At 40.6% G+C, this 23,714-nt stretch carries 17 protein-coding genes and 3 pseudogenes; 3 read left to right on the top strand and 17 right to left on the bottom strand.

Translation table 11 applies throughout. From position 1 onward, the window contains the following. Window positions 1-600: 600 nt before the first annotated feature. The 12 genes from OCU46_RS18195 to OCU46_RS18140 form a co-directional block, all read right to left on the bottom strand. Window positions 601-1,692, bottom strand: coding sequence for a glycosyltransferase (locus OCU46_RS18195; protein ID WP_141272368.1), 1,092 nt, complete (start codon window positions 1,690-1,692; stop codon window positions 601-603). Between the two features lie 284 nt (window positions 1,693-1,976). Further along, entirely contained in the window at window positions 1,977-3,200 is a 1,224-nt protein-coding gene (locus OCU46_RS18190; RefSeq protein WP_141272370.1) for a UDP-N-acetyl glucosamine 2-epimerase, read from the bottom strand. A 33-nt stretch (window positions 3,201-3,233) separates the two neighbouring features. Next, entirely contained in the window at window positions 3,234-4,361 is a 1,128-nt protein-coding gene (gene neuC, locus OCU46_RS18185) for a UDP-N-acetylglucosamine 2-epimerase (protein ID WP_141272372.1), read from the bottom strand. 425 nt (window positions 4,362-4,786) lie between these two features. Then, a complete protein-coding gene (locus OCU46_RS18180; protein ID WP_141272374.1) occupies window positions 4,787-5,830 on the bottom strand; it encodes an N-acetylneuraminate synthase family protein in 1,044 nt (347 codons plus the stop codon). Then, window positions 5,823-6,536, bottom strand: a complete 714-nt coding sequence (locus OCU46_RS18175; RefSeq protein WP_141272376.1) for an acylneuraminate cytidylyltransferase family protein — start codon at window positions 6,534-6,536, stop codon at window positions 5,823-5,825. Before OCU46_RS18175 ends, OCU46_RS18180 begins: the two co-directional genes overlap by 8 nt. A 113-nt stretch (window positions 6,537-6,649) precedes the next feature. Beyond that, a complete protein-coding gene (locus OCU46_RS18170; protein ID WP_141272378.1) occupies window positions 6,650-7,750 on the bottom strand; it encodes a DegT/DnrJ/EryC1/StrS family aminotransferase in 1,101 nt (366 codons plus the stop codon). After that, on the bottom strand, window positions 7,747-8,217 hold the full coding sequence (locus OCU46_RS18165; RefSeq protein WP_141272380.1) for an acyltransferase: 471 nt from the start codon (window positions 8,215-8,217) through the stop codon (window positions 7,747-7,749). The genes OCU46_RS18170 and OCU46_RS18165 overlap by 4 nt, the downstream gene beginning before the upstream one ends. Next, entirely contained in the window at window positions 8,198-8,614 is a 417-nt protein-coding gene (locus tag OCU46_RS18160) for a sugar 3,4-ketoisomerase (RefSeq protein ID WP_141272381.1), read from the bottom strand. Before OCU46_RS18160 ends, OCU46_RS18165 begins: the two co-directional genes overlap by 20 nt. Then, window positions 8,615-9,481: a glucose-1-phosphate thymidylyltransferase RfbA gene (gene rfbA / locus OCU46_RS18155; RefSeq protein ID WP_141272383.1), complete on the bottom strand. Its 867-nt coding sequence runs from the start codon at window positions 9,479-9,481 to the stop codon at window positions 8,615-8,617. It lies immediately after the preceding gene. A gap of 1 nt (window position 9,482) precedes the next feature. Continuing rightward, entirely contained in the window at window positions 9,483-10,556 is a 1,074-nt protein-coding gene (gene rfbB, locus OCU46_RS18150; protein ID WP_141272385.1) for a dTDP-glucose 4,6-dehydratase, read from the bottom strand. Next, entirely contained in the window at window positions 10,549-11,796 is a 1,248-nt protein-coding gene (locus tag OCU46_RS18145; protein ID WP_141272387.1) for an O-antigen translocase, read from the bottom strand. The genes rfbB and OCU46_RS18145 overlap by 8 nt, the downstream gene beginning before the upstream one ends. Before the next feature lie 537 nt (window positions 11,797-12,333). Beyond that, a complete protein-coding gene (locus tag OCU46_RS18140; RefSeq protein ID WP_280176838.1) occupies window positions 12,334-12,459 on the bottom strand; it encodes a hypothetical protein in 126 nt (41 codons plus the stop codon). Window positions 12,460-12,904: 445 nt separating this feature from the next. Between OCU46_RS18140 and OCU46_RS18135 the strand changes: the two are divergent. Beyond that, window positions 12,905-13,137, top strand: a pseudogene (locus OCU46_RS18135) (site-specific integrase); the annotation flags it as partial. A 315-nt stretch (window positions 13,138-13,452) separates the two neighbouring features. Here OCU46_RS18135 and OCU46_RS18130 read toward each other — a convergent pair. From OCU46_RS18130 to OCU46_RS18120, 3 genes and pseudogenes are all read right to left on the bottom strand, one after another. Next, window positions 13,453-13,595: pseudogene (locus OCU46_RS18130) on the bottom strand (NAD-dependent epimerase/dehydratase family protein); the annotation flags it as partial. A 258-nt stretch (window positions 13,596-13,853) separates the two neighbouring features. Beyond that, a pseudogene (locus tag OCU46_RS18125) lies at window positions 13,854-14,737 on the bottom strand (Fic family protein). A gap of 203 nt (window positions 14,738-14,940) precedes the next feature. Next, a complete protein-coding gene (locus OCU46_RS18120) occupies window positions 14,941-16,947 on the bottom strand; it encodes a YjbH domain-containing protein (protein ID WP_244311443.1) in 2,007 nt (668 codons plus the stop codon). Window positions 16,948-17,366: 419 nt separating this feature from the next. On the opposite strand from OCU46_RS18120, the gene OCU46_RS18115 reads away from it, so the two are divergent. Beyond that, window positions 17,367-18,533 carry a nucleotide sugar dehydrogenase gene (locus OCU46_RS18115; RefSeq protein WP_141272391.1) on the top strand — a complete coding sequence of 389 codons (1,167 nt, stop codon included), beginning with the start codon at window positions 17,367-17,369 and terminating at the stop codon, window positions 18,531-18,533. Window positions 18,534-18,910: 377 nt separating this feature from the next. Here OCU46_RS18115 and OCU46_RS18110 read toward each other — a convergent pair whose 3' ends face one another. Beyond that, the gene (locus tag OCU46_RS18110) at window positions 18,911-21,238 is read right to left on the bottom strand and encodes a glycerophosphodiester phosphodiesterase family protein (protein ID WP_141272393.1); all 2,328 of its coding nucleotides are present in this window, start codon (window positions 21,236-21,238) and stop codon (window positions 18,911-18,913) included. Window positions 21,239-21,468: 230 nt separating this feature from the next. Here OCU46_RS18110 and OCU46_RS18105 point away from each other — a divergent pair, with 230 nt between their 5' ends. Next, entirely contained in the window at window positions 21,469-22,224 is a 756-nt protein-coding gene (locus tag OCU46_RS18105; RefSeq protein WP_141272395.1) for a DeoR/GlpR family DNA-binding transcription regulator, read from the top strand. 580 nt (window positions 22,225-22,804) lie between these two features. On the opposite strand, the gene OCU46_RS18100 is transcribed toward OCU46_RS18105, so the two are convergent. Beyond that, complete coding sequence (locus OCU46_RS18100) at window positions 22,805-23,713, bottom strand: hypothetical protein (protein ID WP_141272397.1); 909 nt, start codon at window positions 23,711-23,713, stop codon at window positions 22,805-22,807. Window position 23,714: the final 1 nt, after the last annotated feature.

Genomic DNA, 23,714 nt, shown 5'->3' with positions numbered 1-23,714 from the left:
AGCTTCCAACTTAGGGAGAATAATAGAAAAGCGCACATTGTGCCCACCAATCCAGGTTCATCAAATACTGAAGAAAAACGGTAATTCACAATACCATTGTGTACAGCATAGTTTGAAAAAATGTATGATTCATAATAAATTCCGTTTATATCTCCTGCCGTGTGTAATATATTGAATGATGGTAAACTGACACCTAACAGTAGTGCTACATGAACAATTAGCCCTAAGAAAAGAATGGTAGATATCAATTTCAAAAATAGCAAGGCCATAATTCTTGCAATATTTCTGTCAAATACCAGTAACAATAGAAATAAAGGGAAATTAAAAACAAACCAAATGGGTCGATGATCCTTCACTAGGTAAACAAATATTGTCAAACCTACGATAAAGAAAACAAGTCCATAATTACTAACATCAGCTCTTATAATATTGCTAAAGGCTAATAACAGCACTAACAGACAAAAAATTGTCAAATAAAATATCTTCTCCTGAAAAGGGAAACTAGCTATTAGCACCGGCCTTAATGTTAAGAAAACATATAAAGAAAACAAAAGGCTAGTTAAAATTGTTAAATTTTCTTTGCTACTTACTTTCACAATATTAACTCATTAACGTTCTACTAGTCATATCGTCATTCCATACCTCACAATATTTCGTAGCGACACCTACGTAATTATGATGCTTCTCAACAAATTTTCTTCCTTTCAAACTAGCACTTTCAATCATTTGTTTATTTGTAATAATGCCTTCTATAACTCCGACTATGTTTTCGTAATTTGGTAAAATATTCATCACTGGACTAGTTTCTATATTAAGCTCCTCTAAAGATTCAGGTTCAGACCCTCCCAGTACTACTTTGCCCATAGCTAAAGCGTAGAGACCATTTAAGCCTAAAGAGTAACTACTTGTTTGGTCCACAATGACATTGGTTCTAGACATCAAGGCTAAATAATCTTCCAATGTCATGTTTCCTTCGATAATAAAGTCAACGCTATCACCATACTTATTTTTCAATACTTCAAAGGCTTGTTCCACATGTTTGGTACCCTTAAATCCATATCTATTTAGTCCATGAAAAAATACCAACTTTTCGTCAAACCTATTTTGTTGATAATCAATACTACCTATGTCTATAGGAATAGGAATAGTGGCTAACTTATTTTTTGTCCCTTCGTATCCGACTGAATACTCGTACATTATTGGGATAATTCCATCTACTATTTTTACTATTTTCTCATTAATTATAAGAGCTTTATCAGAAGAGAGAAAGTGTTTAGTTTTCTTGTGATCATATAATAAAGTTTCATCGAAAGGGCCATAGCGTAATTTACTTCTAGAATATCGCCAATAATAAGCATCACATCCAGCAGCCAACAAATATAAATTTTTACTTCGAGTTCGTAATAATCTCATCAACAGATAGTTAACTTCTGCTTGACCGAATAGGCAAAATGGATTAATTACCTGAACTACATCATATTTACTTGCACTTAAAATGGTTTTAGTTGTACGAAAGAGTTTAATTAAGTTCCTTCTTATCTTCCCGCCAGTACCGTTCAAATCGATGTCTCTAGGTATGTTTTTGAAACCATCACCATTGGAAGCGAGTGTTACGCTGTGTCCAATTTCCTCAAGTCCCTTTTTTAAATTATAATGTAATGAACTAAATTCCCCAATTAGTAAAATTCTCATAGATTCCCTTTGATTTTTGAATTACTTACGAAAATTAATATTCTCGTTAAAAATATTTATCGTAAAGATATCACTTTTTCAACAACACCATTAATAATGAGAATTAGTTAAAAACTCCAAGTAATATCACCATTGATATTTCTTAAATAGGTCTGGCGCTCTTAAAATTATTATAAGTTAGTTATAATTGACACATCGAAATAGAAGATAATAAAGATTTAAGTAGTCTATAAAACAATATTTCCAATGGAAAGTAAGCGAAGTGAAAACCCTATTTATAACTATTATTTATGTATTTGTTCGTTGTAACTTTTAGTGCTTAGTATGTTTTCAATCAATTTGGTTATATTTATAGTAGAAAGCCCTTCATATAAATTTCTAGTTAACTGTTTTGGCTTATTAACTTCAGCAACAATTGCAACATGAAGTTGATCCGCATTTGTAACTCCTGTCGAAAAACCTAATTTTTCGTAAGAACCAGCAGCACTATAGACTGTGTTTTCTAAAGAAACCAAGCCACATCCAATTGCTATACCTTCAATTCCAACGGTACTAATTGCAGTTACAACTACATCAGTTTCTGAAAGCAGTTTATGCAGGTCCTCTTCCCCGGTTGAGCAACGAATATTCTCATAAGCACTGTAGTCATACACTTGATTAGGGTGCGGCCTGAAGATTACTTGGAACTCAGGGTTCGCTCCTAACTCATTCAATGCGTCTCTAACTTCAAATTCAAAATTAGGATCCCCAGTAGCATTTTTAAATCGAGGATTCTTTTCAGGAAGTTCACAATCGGCAAGCAAAACTGTTATTATATCGCTCTTTCTACTACTTTTACGTAGTCGCTTTATATTGTCAAAGACGGGTGTCCCTGTCACAATAATATTATTTTGAGGGAAGCTTGAGCTGTCTATTATCGCTTTCTTAACCTCATCACTCAAGACACATATGTAGTCACATATGTTTTCTACAGCAAACTTCTTAACACCACCTTCGATCCAAACGTTATCGTTGATACATACAGAAGGGATTCCAAGTTCTTTGGCAGACATCAAAGCAGCCATTTCTGCACGATGTACGTTGGTAGTCAAGACTAAGTCAGGTGCCAATGTTTCTAGTATTTTTTTGAGAGCATTTTTTGGTAAAAAACAGCTGCGCCCTTGCTTGTTTAATTTATCGATTGCTAGATCAAAGCTTCCCTCTCGTTCTACCATTTCAGTAAAAGAAACACCAAGGTATGCAACACTTTCGTCGTTGTCGACGTTGTTTCCTACTAGATTATTGAGTAGCAACTTACCATTTGTAATAACTTCCTTCGTAAGAAGTGCGTCGAAACTCGCAAAAGTTAAATAGGGTATATTTCTTTCTTTTAGGTAATTAGCTGCAGTAGTTAAAGCTAAAATTGATACGTCATATTCCTCTCTAAGAGATAAATACAAAGCGGCCATGATTTTAACATGACCTCCTCCATAGCATACTAGAAGTAGTTCTTTCTTAGATTTTCCCATATGATTTCACCAATCAAAAATTTACAAAAAAAGTTAAGCACCATCTATATCATTAAACGTTTTTTGCTTATTTGTATCCCATGTCTTGGTTGAAAGCAGACAGTCTAAAAATAACATATCGCTTTTGCCTTCACCAAACTCTAAATGAGGCTCAAATTTCCTAGCTTTATGTATCTTTATTTGCTTAATAATTTCATCTCTATCCTCAATAACATTAAGAATACTCTCAGCATTAGACCTGTTATTTTGCCTGGAACCTAGATTAATACTTGGTATACCATAGAAAGGAACTTCTCTTATGCCTGCGCTAGAATTACCTATCATCAACTGGCAGTTTTTCAATAAGGTTAAAAAATACTCAAACCTAATACTAGGGAAAACTTTAAATCTTTCATTCCCTTCTAAGCGCTTAATCTCTTCTATTATGTATTGTGAACCATGGTCATTATTTGGATATATAACTACATAATTATCATCACTATCTATCAAAGCATCTATCGAATTTTTAATATTAGTTTTAACTTTCTCTACTTCTGTAGTAACTGGATGATACATAAATACTGAATAATCTTCGAAGTCAATATTATAGTGTTTTTTGACATCAGTTAGCTTTGGTAAATCCTTGGAGCACATCACATCGATATCTGGGGAACCAATGACGTGAATTGAGCTCTCACTCTCTCCTAATTGTATTAACCTTTTCTTCGCAAATTGATTTGCTACAAAATGTACGTGTGACATTTTGGAAACCGAGTGTCTTATCAGTTCATCTATGGTTCCAGATACTTCACCACCTTCCACATGAGATACCAATATATTATTTAGAGCACCCACTGTTGCTCCTGCTAGTGCTTCTACGCGATCACCATGTACTACAACCATATCAGGTTGCAATTCTTGAACATAGTCAGAGAGACCAGATATTGTTTTTGCAAGTACTATATCCATAGTATCATTTGGCGATTGATTGATATATTTATAGATAGACTTAAAGCCTGCCTTTTCTACCTCTAGTGCTGTCATCCCATGAACACGACTCAAATGCATTCCAGTGACAAATATGTGAGCTTCTAATGAATCACTTTCTTCTGTCTTTCTAATCAAACTTTTCAGTTTGCCAAAGTCCGCTCTAGTACCAGTTAGAAAAAGTATTTTTTTCATGTTATGTTTCCTAAATAAAATATCATATAATGACTATTAGTTAGGCAATAACAAAAGCTAATAACACCACCGCTCAATAGTAGTGCATGTAATTAAACCTGTGCCTATTAATTAATCAGTAAATTATTAAAACTCATATCATACAATTCAACATCTGCATTTTTAATATAAAAAATATTTTTCCATAGTCGAATATATGCATACTCAGTGACGAACAACTCGCATTATTGAATTTTTATGTTTGCTTAGAAAAATCTAAGCGTATTGTTTATAGTCGCAATATCTGGATATGATATCATTAGTTCAAAAAATCAATATATCCAAAACTAAATATCACATCGAAATAAAAATGATAGCTAAATTTTTACTTTTTGTAGCTATCATTTTGTTTATATTGCCAATAATACTATATAACTAAAAAGACTTTATTCTAAATCGGTCTTTTTAATTTGAACATTTGTAGGCAGGTCTTTTGTAGATACTCGACCGAGTAAAGACTCATAGTCCTCTGCAAGAAAATCTCCGGTACCGGGACGTTTTACCCATATATTCTCGCGAGTTAACTTTTCTCCCTTAGAAATATTAGCGATCGTCACTACGCTAGCATAAGCAAAATCTATTGTAACTTGCTCTTCTTTTACTGCACCCTTCTGACCGCCACGCATTTTAGACATTCGCTTTGATTGGGCTATCAATTCAGCACACTCTTTTGTGTCCATAGAACATACGATGTCAGGACCAGGACGCTCCTTACTGTCTGTAAAGTGTCTTTCAAGAACTGAAGCTCCGTTTGCAACCGCTCCTAAGCATGCTAGGTTATCAATGCTATGGTCAGACAAACCAACAACGGCATCTGGAAACGCTTCTTGAAGCTCTACCATAGCACCAATGCGTATCAAGTGATCGGGCGTTGGGTATAGGTTTGTTGTATGAAGTAGACAAAATGGTGTACCGTGCTTTCGAAAAATCTCTACCGACTTTTTGATCGACGGTATGTCATTCATGCCTGTACTGAGAATTATTGGTTTTCCGAAGCTAGAAATGAGTTCAAGAAGCGGGTAGTTGTTACATTCTCCAGACCCTATCTTATAAGCAGGTACATTCATTCTCTCTAGTCTAAGAGCTGCAGCCCGAGAAAAAGGTGTGCTAATGAAGATTGCCCCTTTACTTTCTACGTAGTCTTTTAACTCAGTTTCATCTTCTTCATTTAATGCGCATCGCTCCATAATTTCATAGATGGATTGTTTAGCATTTCCTGGTATCACATCCAGAGCTTCACCACTCATTTCGTCTTCAACGATATGGGTCTGATGCTTTATAACTTCAGCGCCGCCCTCTATTGCCGCATCTACCATTTCCTTAGCGACTATCAACGAACCTTCATGATTAATTCCGATTTCCGCAATTACCAATGGATCATAATCTAAACCTACTTTACGACCGGAAATCTCAAATACTGGACTAGTCATCTCTAATATCCTTAAGTCTCTGTTCTACTACTTTAAAGTCATCGATTGAATCTATATCAATAGAGTCGTATTCTGACATCAAAAACGGAAATACACCAGTTTTAGGGAAATGGTCGAACACCTTAAATTGTGAGGCGGAAAAGATATAGATCGCACCATTGGGTTGAAACGACCGTGGCAGATCTTGTCTTCGCATATATGGAGCATCGCTATGAAGAATACCGGTTATTGAGCCGTCAGGCTTTTCAACATACGATTTAGTTGGTGAGTACTTAGGCTCAAATACACTAATAACAAATTCAGCATTCTTCGTCTCCATTATGCCGATTGCTTCAGTTATATGCTTTCCCGTCCTCATAGGAGAGGTAGGTTGCAATAAGACAATGTTGCTATATTCTATTTGGTGTTCTTCTAGCCAACCTATTGCATGTTTAACTACTTCCTGACTAGTAGAGTGATCTTCGGACAATTCTGGCGGCCTGTCGATTATTTCAGCCCCCAGTTCTGAGCTGAGCATTGCTATCTCTTGATCTTCAGTTGATACAAAGATCCTATCAATTTCAGTACATTCCTGCGCTGCTTTTATGGTCCAACCAATTAACGGCATCCCGTTTAAAATCTTTACATTTTTTCTGATTAAGCCTTTAGAACCACCTCTAGCAGTAATCAAAGCTACATTTTTATATTGTTTTTTCTCACTATTCATACTAACCCTAGCTAAATTTGTGCTTTAAGATAGTTATACAGCCCAGTCTTAAGTGGTCACATAAATGTTATTACGCCTATCTCAAACTATGAAACGTATAACTCGTAGTTAAATTAGTCAAAATCGTTAACGAGATTTACTACGCGTAAAGCGGAATCAAACGACATAACCGGCGATATAGGTAATGAAATGATAGTTTCCGAAAGATGCTCTGTGATGGGTAGATTTACATCAAAGAGTCCACTATACGCAACTTGCTTGTGAATTGGTGTGGGATAATGAATTAACGTATGCACTCCATTGTCTTCTAAGTAACGAGCGAGGTCATCACGACGATTACACTGAACAACGAAAAGGTGCCATACATGTTCACACTCTTTGACAGTCTTAGGAACATTGATATTTCTGTTTGTAATTCCATTTTTGTATATTTCGGATATTTTCCTTCTATGTGATATTTCAGCATCTAAGTATTTTAGTTTGACACTCAACATTGCAGCTTGGATTTCATCAAGCCTACTATTAACACCACAATATACATTTTTATACCTTTCACTCGAACCATAATTTCGCAACGCAAGTATCACATTCGCTAATTCACTGTCGTTAGTAGTTATGGCACCAGCATCCCCCAACGCTCCGAGGTTTTTTCCTGGATAAAAACTAAATGCGGCCGCATCACCCCAAGCACCGCTTTTCTTACCATCAATCATAGCTCCATGAGACTGAGCACAATCTTCTAAAACCAACAAGTTATGCTCTTTCGCAATTTGCATAATTTCAACCATTGGTGAGATTTGACCGTATAGGTGAACAGGAAGAATCACTTTGGTTTTAGGGGTTATTGCAGCTTTGATGCCCTCTGGAGAAAGGTTATAGGTATCAACATCAGGCTCTACTAGAACTGGCGTAAGGTTATTTTCTGTAATGGCTAAAACAGATGCGATATAGGTATTGGCTTGCACAATGACCTCATCACCGTCTTTGATTTTGCCCATCTCCTTCCAAGCACGCAACGTCAGCGTCAGCGCATCAAGGCCATTGGCAACACCAATACTATGCTTCGTACCACAGTACTGTGCAAACTCCTGCTCAAATGCAGAGAGCTCATTGCCCATAATGTACCACCCAGAGTCAATCACTCTCGCACAGGCGTCTTTTAACTCTTTTTCGTATTGTTGATTAATCGCTTTGAGATCTAAAAAAGGGATCATTTTGTCTTGTTCTCTATAGTGTTTATAACGCGAGCAGGGTTGCCAACTACGACTGCATTTTTAGGGACATTCTTGGTGACGACTGCTCCAGCGCCAACCATCGCCCCCTCACCTATCGTTATACCTGGAAGAATCGTCGCATTAGCTCCAATTGATGCGCCTTTTTCAATTACCGTCTTTAAGAAGGATTCTGGATAGTGTTTAGAACGAGGTTTTTTATCATTGGTAAACGCGACACAAGGCCCGATAAACACATCATCTTGAATTGTGATGCCATCCCAAATGTACACACCGCTTTTTACTGTAACTCTTTCGCCTATCGTTACATCATTCTCAATTAGGGTATGCGCGCAGATGTTGCAGTTTTTTCCAATGGTTGCACCCTTAAGTACAACCGAGAATTGCCAAATGCTTGTTCCCTCACCAATGTTGTTACTGGCAACATCACTAAGCGGGTGAATCTTCATTTCCGACCTCTTTTAGAAACGCGTTGTAATCACGAATATAATCAGATTCTTTATAAAGGTCGCTCGCAAGTACAATCAATATGCAGTCTTCAGAAAAATCATGCATTTCCCGCCATTTCAACCCTTTTATGTGCAACCCAACATCAGGAGAATCCAAAGTAACGCGTTCCTTGGTTTTACCGTCATCCAGTAAAAAGGTAACGCTCCCCTTTAGACAAATCGCCACTTGTTCTAAGTCGTAATGAGCGTGATACCCTCGCGACGTTTCGATATTAGTATCAAACAAGTAATAAACGCGTTTAATCGTAAACGGGATGTTTTTATTTTGCTCCAGAGAGATGAGCGAACCACGTTCGTCGCCAAGCGTTTCGAACGAAATCAAATTAGAACTAGACATTCATTCATCCAACAATTCAAGGAGGTAACGACCATATTCATTTTTAGATAACGCCTCACCCGCCATTTTAATTTGAGCTTTTGACAGCCAGTTTTGGTTATAAGCTATCTCTTCAAGGCAAGCGACCTTAAACCCTTGTCGTTTCTCTAGCGTTTCTACGAAATGAGACGCTTCAAGTAAACTGCCGTGCGTACCCGTATCTAGCCAAGCAAATCCTCGACCCAACAATTCAACGTTTAGCTCATTTCGTTTGAGGTATTCTTGGTTGATGCTTGAGATTTCTAGCTCACCTCGTTCAGAAGGCTCTATCATTTTGGCAATCTCCACAACTTGATTGTCGTAGAAATATAAACCAGTCACAGCATAGTTGGACTTCGGTTTACTCGGCTTCTCCTCGATAGAGACTGCCCGCATACTGTCATCAAACTCCACAACTCCAAAACGCTCTGGATCTTTTACCTTATAACCAAATACCACTGCACCTTGTGTCAGTTGTGCTGCGTTTTGCAGCATTGGAGAAAAACCCTGTCCATAAAAAATATTATCCCCTAACACCAAACATACTGAATCAGTACCAATAAACTCTTCACCGATGATAAAAGCTTGGGCAAGGCCATCCGGAGAGGGTTGAATTGCATATTCCAGAGAAATACCAAATTCACTGCCATCACCCAAAAGTCGCTTAAAGCCATCCAAGTCTTCGGGTGTTGTTATAATGAGGACTTCTCGAATTCCGGCCAACATCAGGGCGGAAAGCGGGTAGTAGATCATGGGCTTGTCATAAACAGGCAATAGTTGTTTAGAAACACCGCGAGTTATTGGATACAAGCGTGTGCCCGAACCACCAGCGAGAACAATACCTTTCATATTATTTTTTCACTCCCAAACGCTCACCTGCATATGTTCCATCAAGCACTCTGCTCCACCACTCTTTATTATTCAGATACCATTCCACTGTTTTACGAATACCTGATTCAAAAGTCTCTTTCGGCGTCCAACCTAGCTCTCGCTCAATCTTTGAAGCATCAATAGCATAGCGCACATCATGCCCTGGACGGTCAGTTACATAAGTAATTAGGTCTTGGTATTTCACTACGCCGTCAGGCTTATTTGGCAATAGTTCTTCTAGAAGCGAGCAGATGGTCTTCACTACTTCAATGTTCGCTTTCTCGTTATGGCCGCCAATGTTGTATGTCTCACCAACAATTCCTTCTTTCACGACTGTATATAACGCTCGAGCGTGATCTTCTACAAACAACCAATCACGGATTTGCATACCATCACCGTATACAGGTAGTGGTTTTCCAGAAATCGCATTAAGAATAACTAGAGGGATGAGCTTTTCAGGAAAGTGATAAGGGCCATAATTGTTCGAACAGTTAGTAACGATGGTTGGTAAGTCAAAGGTACGTTGCCAAGCTCTGACTAGATGGTCACTGGATGCTTTCGAAGCTGAGTACGGGCTCGATGGCTCATAAGGCGTGTTTTCGGTAAATAGATCTTCTGTGCCTTCTAGATCACCGTATACTTCATCAGTAGATATATGGTGGAAGCGAAACGAACTTTTCGCTTGCGCCCCAAGTGAGTTCCAATACTTTCTTGCTGCTTCAAGAAGCGTATAGGTACCCACAATATTGGTTTCGATGAAAGTGCCGGGACCATCGATAGAACGGTCTACGTGTGACTCTGCAGCAAGATGCATTACAACGTCAGGAGCATAGTTTGAAAAAATCCTATCTAACTCAGAACGATCGCAAATATCTACACATTCAAATTGATACCTTTCACTGTCAGAAATACTTGAAAGTGACTCTAAGTTTCCGGCATAAGTCAATTTATCAACATTCACTACAAAATCTTGTGTATCATGTATTATATGTCTAATCAGCGCTGAACCAATAAATCCAGCTCCTCCCGTAATCAAAATTTTTTTCTTAGTCATAAATATGTTTTCTCATAACAACAATCATGGTTAAAAAATACACCGCATAATTACAGGCAAACGCATAACTTATGCCAACCAATCCAAAAACGTTTACAAACAGTATCGAAAAAGCGACAAATAATATACCAAAAACTATCTCTGTAATTATAAATAACTTCGTCATTGCTTTGGCTAACATAAGATAAGCAAGTAGCCAAGAAAGAATTTTAAAGAAATCTCCAACGAGCTGCCATTTAAAAAGTTGCAACATTGGACGAAACTCTTCTGTAAACAAAAGCCAAAGTGCAACGTCTTTCAGAAAAAACACCGACAACGTCACAACTAAAAGTATAGGTGTAATGATCTTATATCCACTCACTAGTTCAGATCTTAGTTCAGCTTTTTCTTTTATTTCAGATAATCTCGGCAAGTAGTAAGTGCTTAGTGCTGTAGTGATCACCATCAAGTACATTGTTGATATGTACATCATTGCTTGCCAATAGCCGGCATCTTGCCAAGACAAGTTTTCTCCGATGAAGTTGCGGATAAACAGATATGATGCAGGTGTAATCAGAGCAGAAAATAAAGTCATCAACGAGTATTTACTTAGCTTGATTGCTAATATTTTATCAAATGGTGCCAAAAGATTTTTTACATTAATCAATTTGTGCTTTCTTAGATTGTATATAAGAAAAAGTAAGATTACCGATTGATTAGTAACTAAAGCTATTAACGCGCCATCTAATTTCCAAAACACAATGAGAAGTGTAGTAAAAACCAGACTGTATATACTTTGGATAATATTAACAAAAATAAAGCGCTTTATTTCCTTAAGACCATTAAGGATAGATAGTAATAATTGATTTACTGAAAAAAGAACAAGAGTAAAGCCAAATAGTGTTAACACATACTGATAGTCATCAGAATTAAAAACATAGACCGAAAGAGGCTTAGCTGCCAATATCAGTAATAAACTCATCGTAATTGACAGAAATATCGTTATTTTTAACGATGTACTCCAAAGGCTAAAGCGAGCAGAGTTATCATCATTGAACTCTGCCGTGTACTTTGTGACTCCATTATTGATCCCTCCTTGCGCTATTGTTCGCACCATAGCTTGAGAGTTCTGAAATTGCCCAATTAAAGCTAAACCTGTTGGCCCTATAAACAAGGCAATAGCTTTGTTTATGACCAGTCCAGAAAGCAATTTCACAACTGTGGAAACAAAACTCAGTAAAGACGTCTTTGCTAAATTCAATGTAAATTTTTAACCCTTGTTTTTACGTTTTTTATCTCAGATTTGAGAATCTTTCTGGAGTGTTATTTAGTCAAGATCGCGAATTCTTTTTCGCCTACTGACTCAGAGCGAACAATACCGATTTTTGTTAAAAAATCTCGCTAATTAGCAACTTAAGAAGTTGTCAGTAGTATCCAGAAACGCTACCGCCCCTAGGTTTGGCTCCCAGAGGCAAAAATGTCAACTATCTAAGCATCAACATGACGCTCAATGATAGTTCATTACGACCGACACTTCCATTAAGTTAAGGGGCTAAATGCCTCGAAACGCATCACTTGCTAGTTTTCTACACAACCAAACGTCAACTAACCACGTTAACACGCCACCAAAAGGGCAGTACTAAATTTGCAAACCGCACCTATTCGTGTCGTGCCATAACAGAGGAGATGAAATTGATGTTGAGTCATTCTAATCAAGGATTAGAATCCAATGAACCGCACAAGGTCTATTTATCGAGGCCCATTTCCACACTGCAGGGATATAAGATCCCGCATATAGTCAGCTAGTTTGCTCTTTGGAAGTTAAGTGAATAGTGGTGGTGGTGGTGGTGGTGAAGCTTAAGTCACTGGCAAGGAAAACCAACACCACATTAGGTAATTTCACACTGTCTTTTGCTCTGCTCATCAATGTCAAGATCTTTGTTTATTTTACAGATAGCTAAAAATACAATATCACATTCAATTACGCTAGCAACGGACGATTCTTATCTCACCACCTCCGATATAAGAGAACATTTAGGTCCATGATTGCCCATTATAAATGTTAGTTTCGGAAATATTACCGCGAGAATTTAGAGTTTATTTAGGCCATATAAAAGAAGAAGTCCCAAATAGAGCAAATAATTTGGAACTAAGCTAGGGCGAGAATAAGAGACTAGTACGTCAAAAGTCGGGAGCTTCTGGCATGCTAAAGTATCCCCTCGCTCTAACAATTCTGAGCTGCGATAACAGGTAATCGCACAAGATCTTTAACCAATATGAAACAGCCATAAATAGCACTTACCTTTCAATGCGAGGAGAGTAGATTCATGAATACTATCTCTATTCCACAATCAAAGAACTGAACCGCTATTTGGTATCCAACACTAAAAAAGCAGGGCTTGCCGAAAGAAGTGCTTACGAGACTCGCCATACCGCCGCTGTGCTTCATATCGCGGCACGCGAAAACCCTCTGTATATCTCGTACATGTTAGGCCACAGCGATACAAGACTGCTGATTGATGTGTATGCTCCCTATGTATCCAACACTTCAGTACAGAATGGTAAGACGTTTGATAATTTGATGAATCTATTTATGCCATAACGGAAGAAACGCAAAGGCTATGTCTTAAGCTCTTTTCTCAAGCATTGTTGCATAGGTTTTCTTCCACTTACGAACAAGATTTGCCAACTTAAATGGATGGAGCATCCAATATGAGTAAAAGAAGAACCATGCCCTACTCGCTATGCTTTTAACTCATCCATATCAGACGCACATTTTAACAGGTGCACCACTTCACCTAGGCCAGTATCCCGTGTTTTGAAGAGTTGGCGACAATGGCCTCCCATTCAACAACAGGTATGTATCAAGTAGCAGCAGCGGTAACACATCTCGTCGAAAGCAGATAATAAAGTTAACAGCAGTTAAAAACAGCGTTTTTGCATTTAACCCATACACACTGCTCGATGATGTGTAAGCTAGGTGTTTCACTTTATCGTGACGACATCTCTTAAGGATGTTAAGTGCCCAACTAAGTTTGCGTCTGCATACGTATGCGAGTTTGAATTGAATAGGATGTAGTTTCCATTCAATAATCAACATTACACCATATTACACGTTATTAAATTGCGGACTGAGCCACTTTTTGAACAGATCAACCGCCTAAAAAAGAACTCAAATTCGCGATAGAAAGTTAAGCTGATACTTTAACAAGATAAAACACAGAGTCACGAGGATTAAAAGCGAAGTTGGGCCTATTGGGGAGACTTCACCCAAACAAAACTCCCGCCACAATAACACCCTGTGCCACCCTAAGTATATCAAGCTGTATTGAGCACATATCTTGTACTTCGACCACCAGCATCAGTCCTCTTTAGACACCCTATTTCTACCAAATAAGCAAGGTGCCGAGTTGCGGTTGGCTTGCTGACCTTTGAGAGCTTGTGGTACTGACTGGTATTTATCCCTTCGGGAAAATCGCCATCTAAAAGTCGATTAAGTACTTTTGTTTGTTCAGATGAGAGCTTTGTCTGATCAACTTTCCTCCAATAATTGGTTTTCTGTATAGTCAGCTCAATCTCATTTAAGACATCAGCGAACGTTTCATTGAGGACTTTACAAAACCACACTATCCACTCAGTGATATCAAGATCACCTTTCTGGGTTTGTTCGAGTATTTCATAATAGCTTTTGCGATTGGCCATGATCCCCACAGACATGGCATAAAAACGAACCGATTGCTTATCAGCCTGGGCCAATGCCAAATCGGTCAGAAGACGAGTGATACGCCCATTGCCATCATCAAGCGGATGCAAGGTAACAAACCAAAGATGCGTGATGGCAGCTCTTAATAGAGGGTCTACAATGGCATCCGTTCTAGACGTGTTAAACCATTCTGCGAATTGATCCAATTCATCTTCCAGCACCGTTCGTGGTGGCGCTTCAAAGTGGACATTCGGTCTATCAATACGTCCTGACACGACTTGCATTGGCGCATCCCCTCGCCACTTTCCGCCTACCACGGGATTGAACAACGTATACGCTCTAACGTCAGAGGCTCTTCTAGACGCTCGATAGCGTCTAACATGATGTCCGCTAAGCCATCGGTTTGCTCAGTGGTTGGAAACGGTTTTTCTTCCGACACCCCTAACTTATTCGCGAGTGAGGAGCGAACCGAAAACGCATTCAATTTTTCACCTTCAATCGCACTTGAATATTACTATGAAGATAACGCTAGTAACCGATAATAGCTGAGACAGTATTAAGGCTAATATGGCCTTTTTGAGACAGTCTTCTTAAGTTTGCGCAGGCCGTCACGCTCCACATCAACACTTATTCTAATCACAAGATGATGCGAATAGGTGTGCTAATCGCATCATCTTCTACTTACTTATAACTAGGCTCGCCTTACTCGTACACCACTTCATTCAAATAACGCAGATACGCATTTCTTAAACGAACCGAGTTATTTTCAAAGTAGTTCGGGCTGAGGCGCGCCCTATTAAAGTACTGTCTATCGAGATTGTGGTAGTTGTTCGCCGTTTGACCGAGCCCCGTATTCAACTGATTGTGCGATTCCCCAACGCGCGTCTGCACGCCAAAGTTCCACTCGCTCACACCGCGTACGGTCAAGTAATCCGGTTTCATACCACGCCACACCGTGATCGGTATGGATACATTCAGGGTAACAAACTGCTCTGATTCGCTGTTTAAGTAAGAGGCGTCCAATCGCGTATCGCCTAACCAATGACTGGTGGTGGCTCTGACGCCTTGATCGCCGCCCCAAAACTCGCCACCTTCCACTTGCATCTGCCAGTTCCACTGCGCAACCGACAAGCGATAGTGAGCGAGCAACGGCGTACGAGCATCAACATCAATACTGTCTTTTGCTTCAAAATAACCGACTTCAAAGCCGAGGTTATGCATGCCGCTTTGACTGTACCACTGAGTTTCATTCTGACCGCCGTAATAATCACTTCGTATTAATCCAGCACTGAATAACGTCATCGCATCGAGCGGTAAACGAAACGCTTGATGCACTAAAGCGCGATCGACTTCGTTTTCCAACGCATCGTATTCATAGTAACCATCATCGTAATCATCGCTGTTGGCGATAGGCAAGATGTGCCTGACATCAATTGCCGCGCCTTTCCAAAGCGGCGTATACAGATTGGTTCCAAGACCTAGTGAATAGTCAAAAAACCCATATTCCGTTGCAACCGCGTAGTTCATAACTGGCGAGAAAATCAGCTCACTGTACCCAAAGCCATCATTCGTGGTTTCGTAGCGCCAGGTTGTTTGTTCAAGCTTTACAGCAAGATCATGATTGGTAAACTGGGTCTGAGTACACTTGCCACCATTTTCCAGAAACTCTCGATAACAATTGAGCTCAGTATTAATTGCAAGCATTGGGATTTTGTTTTGAATCAGTATCAGCTCTACGTGTTGCACTCTGCCAGCTGCTCCTAGCAGTTCAGCAAATATACCTTCACCCGCGTGAGCGGAAATAATGCCCAGCGCAACGCCTGCCCCGTCCATCGTGTTGTGCTGATAACGCTTATTTTCTAACGCCACCACTAAGGTATTCAGGTTTGATCCCACACGAATGTTCACAAAGCCCTCTTGTTCGAGCTTTCCGATAAGTTGCGTCATACTGCTCGCCTCACTTTTGGACAGTTCTGTGAGAACTTGAGCTTTAGAGTCTGGCTTTATGTCTGAGTATTTTTGCCGAATAAAGGTATCCCCAAAAAAGGGAACCGAAGCACTGACGCCCCATAGCGTTTGGTCTTGATTCTCGTGCCCAGAATAAAGCTGATACTGCGCCGCAACTTGAGCGCCATAAGGGAGCATGTCTCTTGGGGTCATAACGCGAACTGCCGCATTAAACTCTTGTGCGTCGTACTCCCCTGCCAATTGCACAAAATCAAAGGGTTGCCACTCTGCACCGGCAAACGGGCCGTCAAGCAGACCTAAGCTCAGATCCGATTTACCGTACCCGCCACTAAGGCGCAGATTAAATGCGTCGATTTCAGTATCCGCGACCACAAAGTAAGCATCAAAGTTGCTTGCCGCCCCGCCAATATCTTGAGCACCAAAGGCCAAGTTAAAGCCGGTCAAATCTTCTAGGTAAGGAAGCTGGAATTTCGCGGTTGCAGACAGATCTCGAATGCCACAATCGGATTCAAAGTAAATGTTGCAATTATACGTCTTAGTGACGATGCGACCGCCCACCTCCAAATGAGGCAGTACGCCGGCATTCACATACCAGCTATCCAGCTCGGCGATGCTGCCTCGATAAGGCACACCTTGGCCGAATGCCGCGCTGCCTCGCCCCGTTTCCAGAGTTTGGGCATTAGGGGTAAATATCAGGCCACTGAAGCCTTGCTGAGAAGGGAGAATGTCCACTCTCGCCATTGAAGTGCCACTAAAAGCGAGAATAGAGCCCACGATCAATCGATGTGAAGTAAATTTGTACAAAAGAACATCCATATTCTATCTGTAATCCATGTAAAACCACCATAACCAACTGATAACATTAAAATAATACACTTTAATGAAAAGCGAACAATATTCTTTATTGCTGTGTGTTAGCGCATTGTTGTCAAACGAAGAATTGAGGGATTAACGAGCCATAATTCTCCGCCTAGTCACTCGCAACTAGTTAACGTATGAAATACTATTAATATGGTGTTTGAGGTAGAAAACCATTACCCTTTATCCCGTATGTCTCGTAAGTTAGTTGGCCTTTGCCACAATTTGTCTTAAAACCAACATCGAAGTGTGAGAAAATCACGCCAACGTTGGCAAAATAAAAATAATCCAAAGGAAGAATTATGAAAATAGCGATTGCCGGTACAGGCTATGTTGGTCTGTCCAATGCGGTATTGCTCGCGCAGCATCATGAAGTTATGGCTGTGGATATCATCCCAGAGAAAGTCGAACTGCTGAACAACAAGAAATCACCAATTGTTGATGCTGAGATAGAACAGTTCCTTTCAGAGAAAGCGCTGAACTTTACCGCTACGCTAGACAAAGAACTGGCTTATAAAGATGCTAAGTATGTTGTCATCGCCACGCCTACTGACTACGACCCACAAACGAACTACTTCAACACATCATCGGTTGAAACCGTGATTAAACAAGTCATGGAAATTAACCCAGACGCAGTGATGATCATCAAATCCACTGTGCCTGTAGGCTATACCGCTCGCATCAAAGAAGAGCTTGGCTGTGAAAACCTCATCTTCTCTCCAGAGTTTTTGCGTGAAGGTCGCGCACTGTACGACAACTTGCACCCATCTCGTATTATCGTGGGTGAGCGCAGTGAGCGAGCAAAGGTGTTTGCTGATCTATTAGTCGAAGGCGCCGAGAAAACTGATATTGATGTGCTATTTACGGATTCAACAGAAGCCGAAGCCGTTAAGTTGTTCTCTAATACCTACCTAGCACTTCGTGTCGCATACTTTAACGAATTGGACTCTTACGCTGAAGCCCACGGCCTTGACGCTCGTCAGATCATTGAAGGTGTAGGTTTAGATCCTCGTATTGGTAACCACTACAACAATCCATCATTTGGCTACGGCGGTTACTGTCTACCAAAAGACACCAAACAGCTGCTTGCTAACTACGAAGAAGTGCCAAACAACATCATTGGCGCGATTGTGGATGCTAACCGCACGCGTAAAGACTTCGTTGCGGACTCTATCTTAAAGCGCAATCCAAAAGTGGTTGGAATCTACCGTCTTATCATGAAGGCTGGATCTGATAACTTCCGTGCATCATCGATTCAAGGCATCATGAAGAGATTGAAAGCAAAAGGCATTGAGGTTGTGGTATATGAACCGGTTCTTCAAGAAGACCACTTCTTCCATTCACGTAACATTCGTGATTTAGAAGAATTCAAACAAGTTTCTGATGTGATTGTGTCTAACCGTATGGTTGAAGACATCAAAGACGTTGAAGCGAAAGTGTACACTCGCGACCTGTTCGGTAGTGACTAACGTTATCGCATAGGAAGTCAGTGAACTTCCTCAATATTGTCTACTGAGCTCTAGCCACAATGCTAGGGCTTTTTTTTGCTCATCAATATCTGTTGATGCTCTCCCTAAACTCACTGAAAACAAAATTTAACTAAGATTTGACTTCCATAAGCCCAAAAGACGCTTTAGTGAGTCTGACAGATTATTTAAAGCAAAATTATTGAAAGATATACACTTTTACGATGATCGCTTGTTTAGAGGAGCAGCCAAAAAGAAGGGGGGGTTGAATTTCGAAGTAACAGATTATTTTGTTTAAAATGATAAAAGCGGCTTTCCTAGGAAAGCCGCTGTAAACCATAGAATGACCGCCTCACATTAAATAAAGTGCGGCACCCGTATTAATTGACATTAATAATTACCGGCTGAGAGTAAATAAGATAAGACTCTCTTGTCTCCAACTGATGCTTATGCATGACTAGCACTTCAGCCTTTCCTGAAGATAAGAATCTTAGTTCCCCTTCATCGGATTGTTCATATTGAGCTGTGCTCTGCGCGACAAGAAACGCTCTTGCTGTATCAGATTGTTCAACTCCCTTCTGGTCTCTCAATACCACACCAACTTCTAAGGTGCTGCCCACATCAATGGATACTTGGTCGCTTAATACCTTAGCCGACACCACTTTGTCACTTGACCACTGAGCATAATCTGTTGTTAGACCATGAATGCCCCATAGATAGTGTTTGTTCTGATCTGCTTGTGAACGGTATGTCCAAGGCCACAGAGTCATACCGCGGTGCTTAGCGATACCGATCGTGTCCTCTGACAAAGCCGCATAGGACGGATTATACGTGGTGGACAGCGGCTGAACCTTCTTCAGCATGTTAACTAGCGTTCTTTCAGAGTCTCTATCTTCACTGTGAGAAATTAGCAAGCCTACAGGAATTTCCGGCATCACTTCTGCCATTCTTTGAGTTTGTTGTTCACTGAACGCGATGACAATCAGCTGATCAGCAACATCATACTCTTTGGTGAGTTTAGCAATTTCATCCACAATCAAAGGGTTTGCACTTTTAATCTCTAGGAAGTGCGTCATTTTCGCGTCTTTGAATTCACTAAAGAACTCTTCTAACGTTGGTATCTTCATCGACGATGGATTGCCATCTAAATCGAGAATGCTCAGCGCACGAAGCTCATCCAATGTCATCTCTTCAACGTTGCCACTGCCATCCGTGGTTCTATCGACGGTCGTATCATGCATTACCACAACATGATTATCAGCCGAGAGGTACACATCATACTCGTTGCCATCAACGCCAAGCTCAAGCGCTTTGACTGCACTCTCAAGTGTATTTTCAGGAAGCAGTGAAGGTACGCCGCGATGGCCAATGATCAGAGGCTTTCGGATCAGTGAGTTTGGTGCAAACATGCCCATAAGATCCGCTAGTTCATCGGTATTCTCGGTGACTAAGCCATGAGCGCCGGTCGTCAATAAACTTGCCATAGTGCTTTCACCGTCATGCTCCACCCAAATGGTTAGCAAACGACGTTGCAAATAGTCCATAAGCTCTGGCGTCACAGCCGATTGAGGCAATACCACGATGCGAGACTTCGATGCCGTCACCTTCGAAACGATATTGTGCCATGACCCAATATCCGTACCGATTTCACTCTCTGAAATCTTGAGTGCAGAGCGAACATTCACATTGTGATCTCTCAGTTCCGTAAGATCTTGAGATTCAGAAGACACAAACGTTAGGTCAATAGACTTGTACGTATTTAGAACCGAAGAGAGTCTGTCTAAATCAACGCCAGCAGAAATCTCTAGCACAGGAATGATATTGAGTTCAGTCTCAAGTAACTGCTCAAGAGTAGAAAGATAATCCCCACCTACAGAATACACGTGCAATGAGTCATCCAATTTTAGATAAGCATTAGAGCCACTGAAACTGTTCAAACTCTCTAGCGAGCTAAACTCGGTACCCACAACTGTTGGCGCCATGGCAATGTGCGTATCAGGCTCATCGACAGTATAAAGTTGTTCAAGCTTGGGTAGCGCTTCATGTTGTTCGGTAATCTTAATATCTTGGATTTTAAGAACAGCGCCAGCGGCTTGAAGAGCGATGTTACCCATGACGGGCAAAATAGTATTGTCGTGCATTATCTGACCATTTAAGACCTGCTGAACACGGTTTCCGTGCGTCGTGATCTCAGCGGTGTATATCTGCTCAGGGTTAATGTCTTGGGTAAATGCCTTAGTATCGAGAATATCCCACTTGTCTTCATAGCGCGCTGCCAATTCAGTACCGTTGCTGCTGGTTGCTGCCTGGCGGATTGCCATTTGATAATATGAGTTTGAACCAACATCACGGTATCTGAATCCCGCCCAGCGAGAAGCAGTGTTCGCTTCAGGGATCGTAAAGTTCACGGTCACTTTGTAGTTGCCGTATCCAGAAAGCTCTTGAGGAAGCTCAACCGCCGTTGCCGTATAATCATCAATCCTACCATCGACGTACAAATAACCGTCTTCCACGTAGGCTTCACCAAGGTTAGTCACCAAGTCCCAACCGTCCGGTAGCATGCCATTTTCAACATTTTCAAAATTCTCAGTAAGAATAACGTTATCGCCTACATCCGGCACATCTGGCTTATCGTCATTCTTATCGCTACTACACGCGACCAGTGATACGGTTGCGACTAAACCAAATACCCATTTATAACTGTTCATTGACTGTCTCCTTGTTTAGATGGAGGCATACTATGGGTTAGAAATGAATGTTCGATTGCGCCCAAGTGAACATTAAAGGCGATATAATGAATTTTTGTTCAATATAATATTGTTTGATTTACAGTCAGTTACAACTAAAACCCCATACAATTCAAGGCTTGTTATCTCTCTTTCATACTCTTTCAATATATTCATTTGGGTTTAGTTTGAACGTATTGTGAGAAATTGACATGAACAGGAAACAAAAGATTTTGCAGTTGTTGCATTCGAAAGGGTCACTCACAACCGGGGAGATCTCTGCACTCTTTAACCTCACCCCTCAAACGATTTGTAGAGACATCAATGCACTTTGCGCAGAAGGAAAAGCACGGCGCATACACGGCGGTATAACCTTGCCTGCTACTGCCGATAACAGTCACTTCAATCAAAGAATAAGAAGCAATGCTAACGGTAAATTAGCCGCCGCCAAAGTCGCTGCCAAACTGATTTCAGCAGGCCAAACCATCTTCTTTGGCTACGGTTCAACGACAGCGATGATCGCAGGTGAAGTGGACTCTGCACTGCACTTCAAAGCGATCACGAATAACCTTAATGTGGCGATCGCGCTGGAAAACAGTAATGCAGAAGTGTGGCTCGCCGGGGGCTTAGTGCGTAACAAACAGCGGGACGTAACCGGCTATAGCACGGCAAGCTTTCTTAATCGCTTTCGAGCCGATATTGCGTTTTGTGGTATAGGATCCATAAACCACCGTGGCGAGTTACTTGAATTTAATTATGAAGAGGCCGAACTCACTCGACTCATTTTGAATAACTCAAAACAGCGCATCATCGTAGCAGACCAAACAAAATTGGAGCGACATGCCTCTGTTTTTTGCACCAAAATCAGTGATGTTGATGCCCTTGTTATCGATTCGGCATCAACGCATTTAAAAGAGATGTGCCATTCAAATGAAGTGAAGCTCATGCTTGGTAGTACAGTAAGCTGACTTCTCAAAGCAGTAGCGTAATGCCATTACAAATTCGATTATGATTGGATCGTTTAAGCGTTGTGATTAATGCGCTCGGCCAGTTTAACTATTCTCTGGGCGTTCAACGCACTAATTCCAATGATAAGCACGGGCATGGCTATCAACAGTATGGTTGTCATCGCCTCTCCATATAATCTCAAGTGATCTCCTGTCAGTTTAGCTTGCATATTCTAGCTGCACGACACCCTCAACTGCCAGCACTGAAATATCGAGAAGCAGGAGAATACATCAGCATCCAACTACCTTTCCAAGAGTGTCGCACTGACTATCTAAATTCGAGTCATTGCATCTAAAGCGCTAATAGAGCAAGCTACTCAATCGCATGTATATGGTCTTCACTTTCATCCCTAGTAACTGTCAGCTCATACATTATCAACGGTATCTCGTTACCATCCAATTCTAATTTTTAGTTCCAGTTTCGCGATGAACTTCGGTTTCAAGAGTACCTTGGTTGGTTTCAGCATCACTTTTTCGGTAGTAAAACAAAAAAATCGCCAGTTGGTTAGACTGACGATTTTTACTTTAATTCTCAATTCCTCTATTCAAACCCTACAAAGCGGACGACACCCGAGGCGATTTCAGCTTCATCTTCACCCGGTGCTGGGTTGCTCCAAGTAGGGTCGAGCCAGAAGGTTTTAATCAACGAGTAATCTCCGTCTTGATTAACCTTATCCCACAAATCAACAGCCCCTATCAGATCTGGATGGGTGATCTGCATGGCAACTTGCCCTGTAACATCATCAATCAACCAATTGAACGAGAAGTTACCCTCGTCTTCGGTTTCAAATTGACCCGTACCATCGCTATAAAACACCACTTCTTCTTCGATAATGGCCATCACTGCGTTATCGATACCCCATAGGTCGATAATCTGCCAACGAGAAGTTTCATTTCCGTTACCGGTAAAATCCGCCAATACGAATTGATTGTCATTGACACGACAACCATTCACCGCAGTGTTGTACTCTGACAAAGTACCATAGCTATCAGGCTGGTCGAGGGCGTCATTCCAGTCAGAATCCCCATCCATACATGGATAACTCGAACCCATATAGGTGACATTTTCAAATGTTTCATTGAATCCATCACGCGCTATCGTCCAATCGTATTCAGACTTCGCGACTAGAGTCCAATTCTCTGTACTAGTATCAGCAAAGGTCACCAAAATTGTGTCTATAGAGGTTTGGGACCAGTAACCACCGTATTCTTCATTCTCTTGGTTGTCAACATAGGTCATGCTTCCATTGGAGTGAAAGAAAAACAGATTATCGTCGTACTCTTTCAGCACCACATCGTCTAGATAGAACTCTAGCTGCCCGATGTCCTTCTGGACAAAGGTATCAGCCCAGATCCATGCTTGTGTAACCTCATCAATGATTTCTTCCTCAAACAGCTTGATGGACCATTGGTTATCCAAAGTATCAAGCAATGCCCAATAGTTTACCAAT

This window comes from Vibrio comitans (genome assembly GCA_024346835.1).
Classification (GTDB): Bacteria; Pseudomonadota; Gammaproteobacteria; order Enterobacterales; family Vibrionaceae; genus Vibrio; species Vibrio comitans.
The sequence above is the reverse complement of the archived record's forward strand: the minus strand, read 5'-3'. Positions and strand labels throughout refer to the sequence as shown.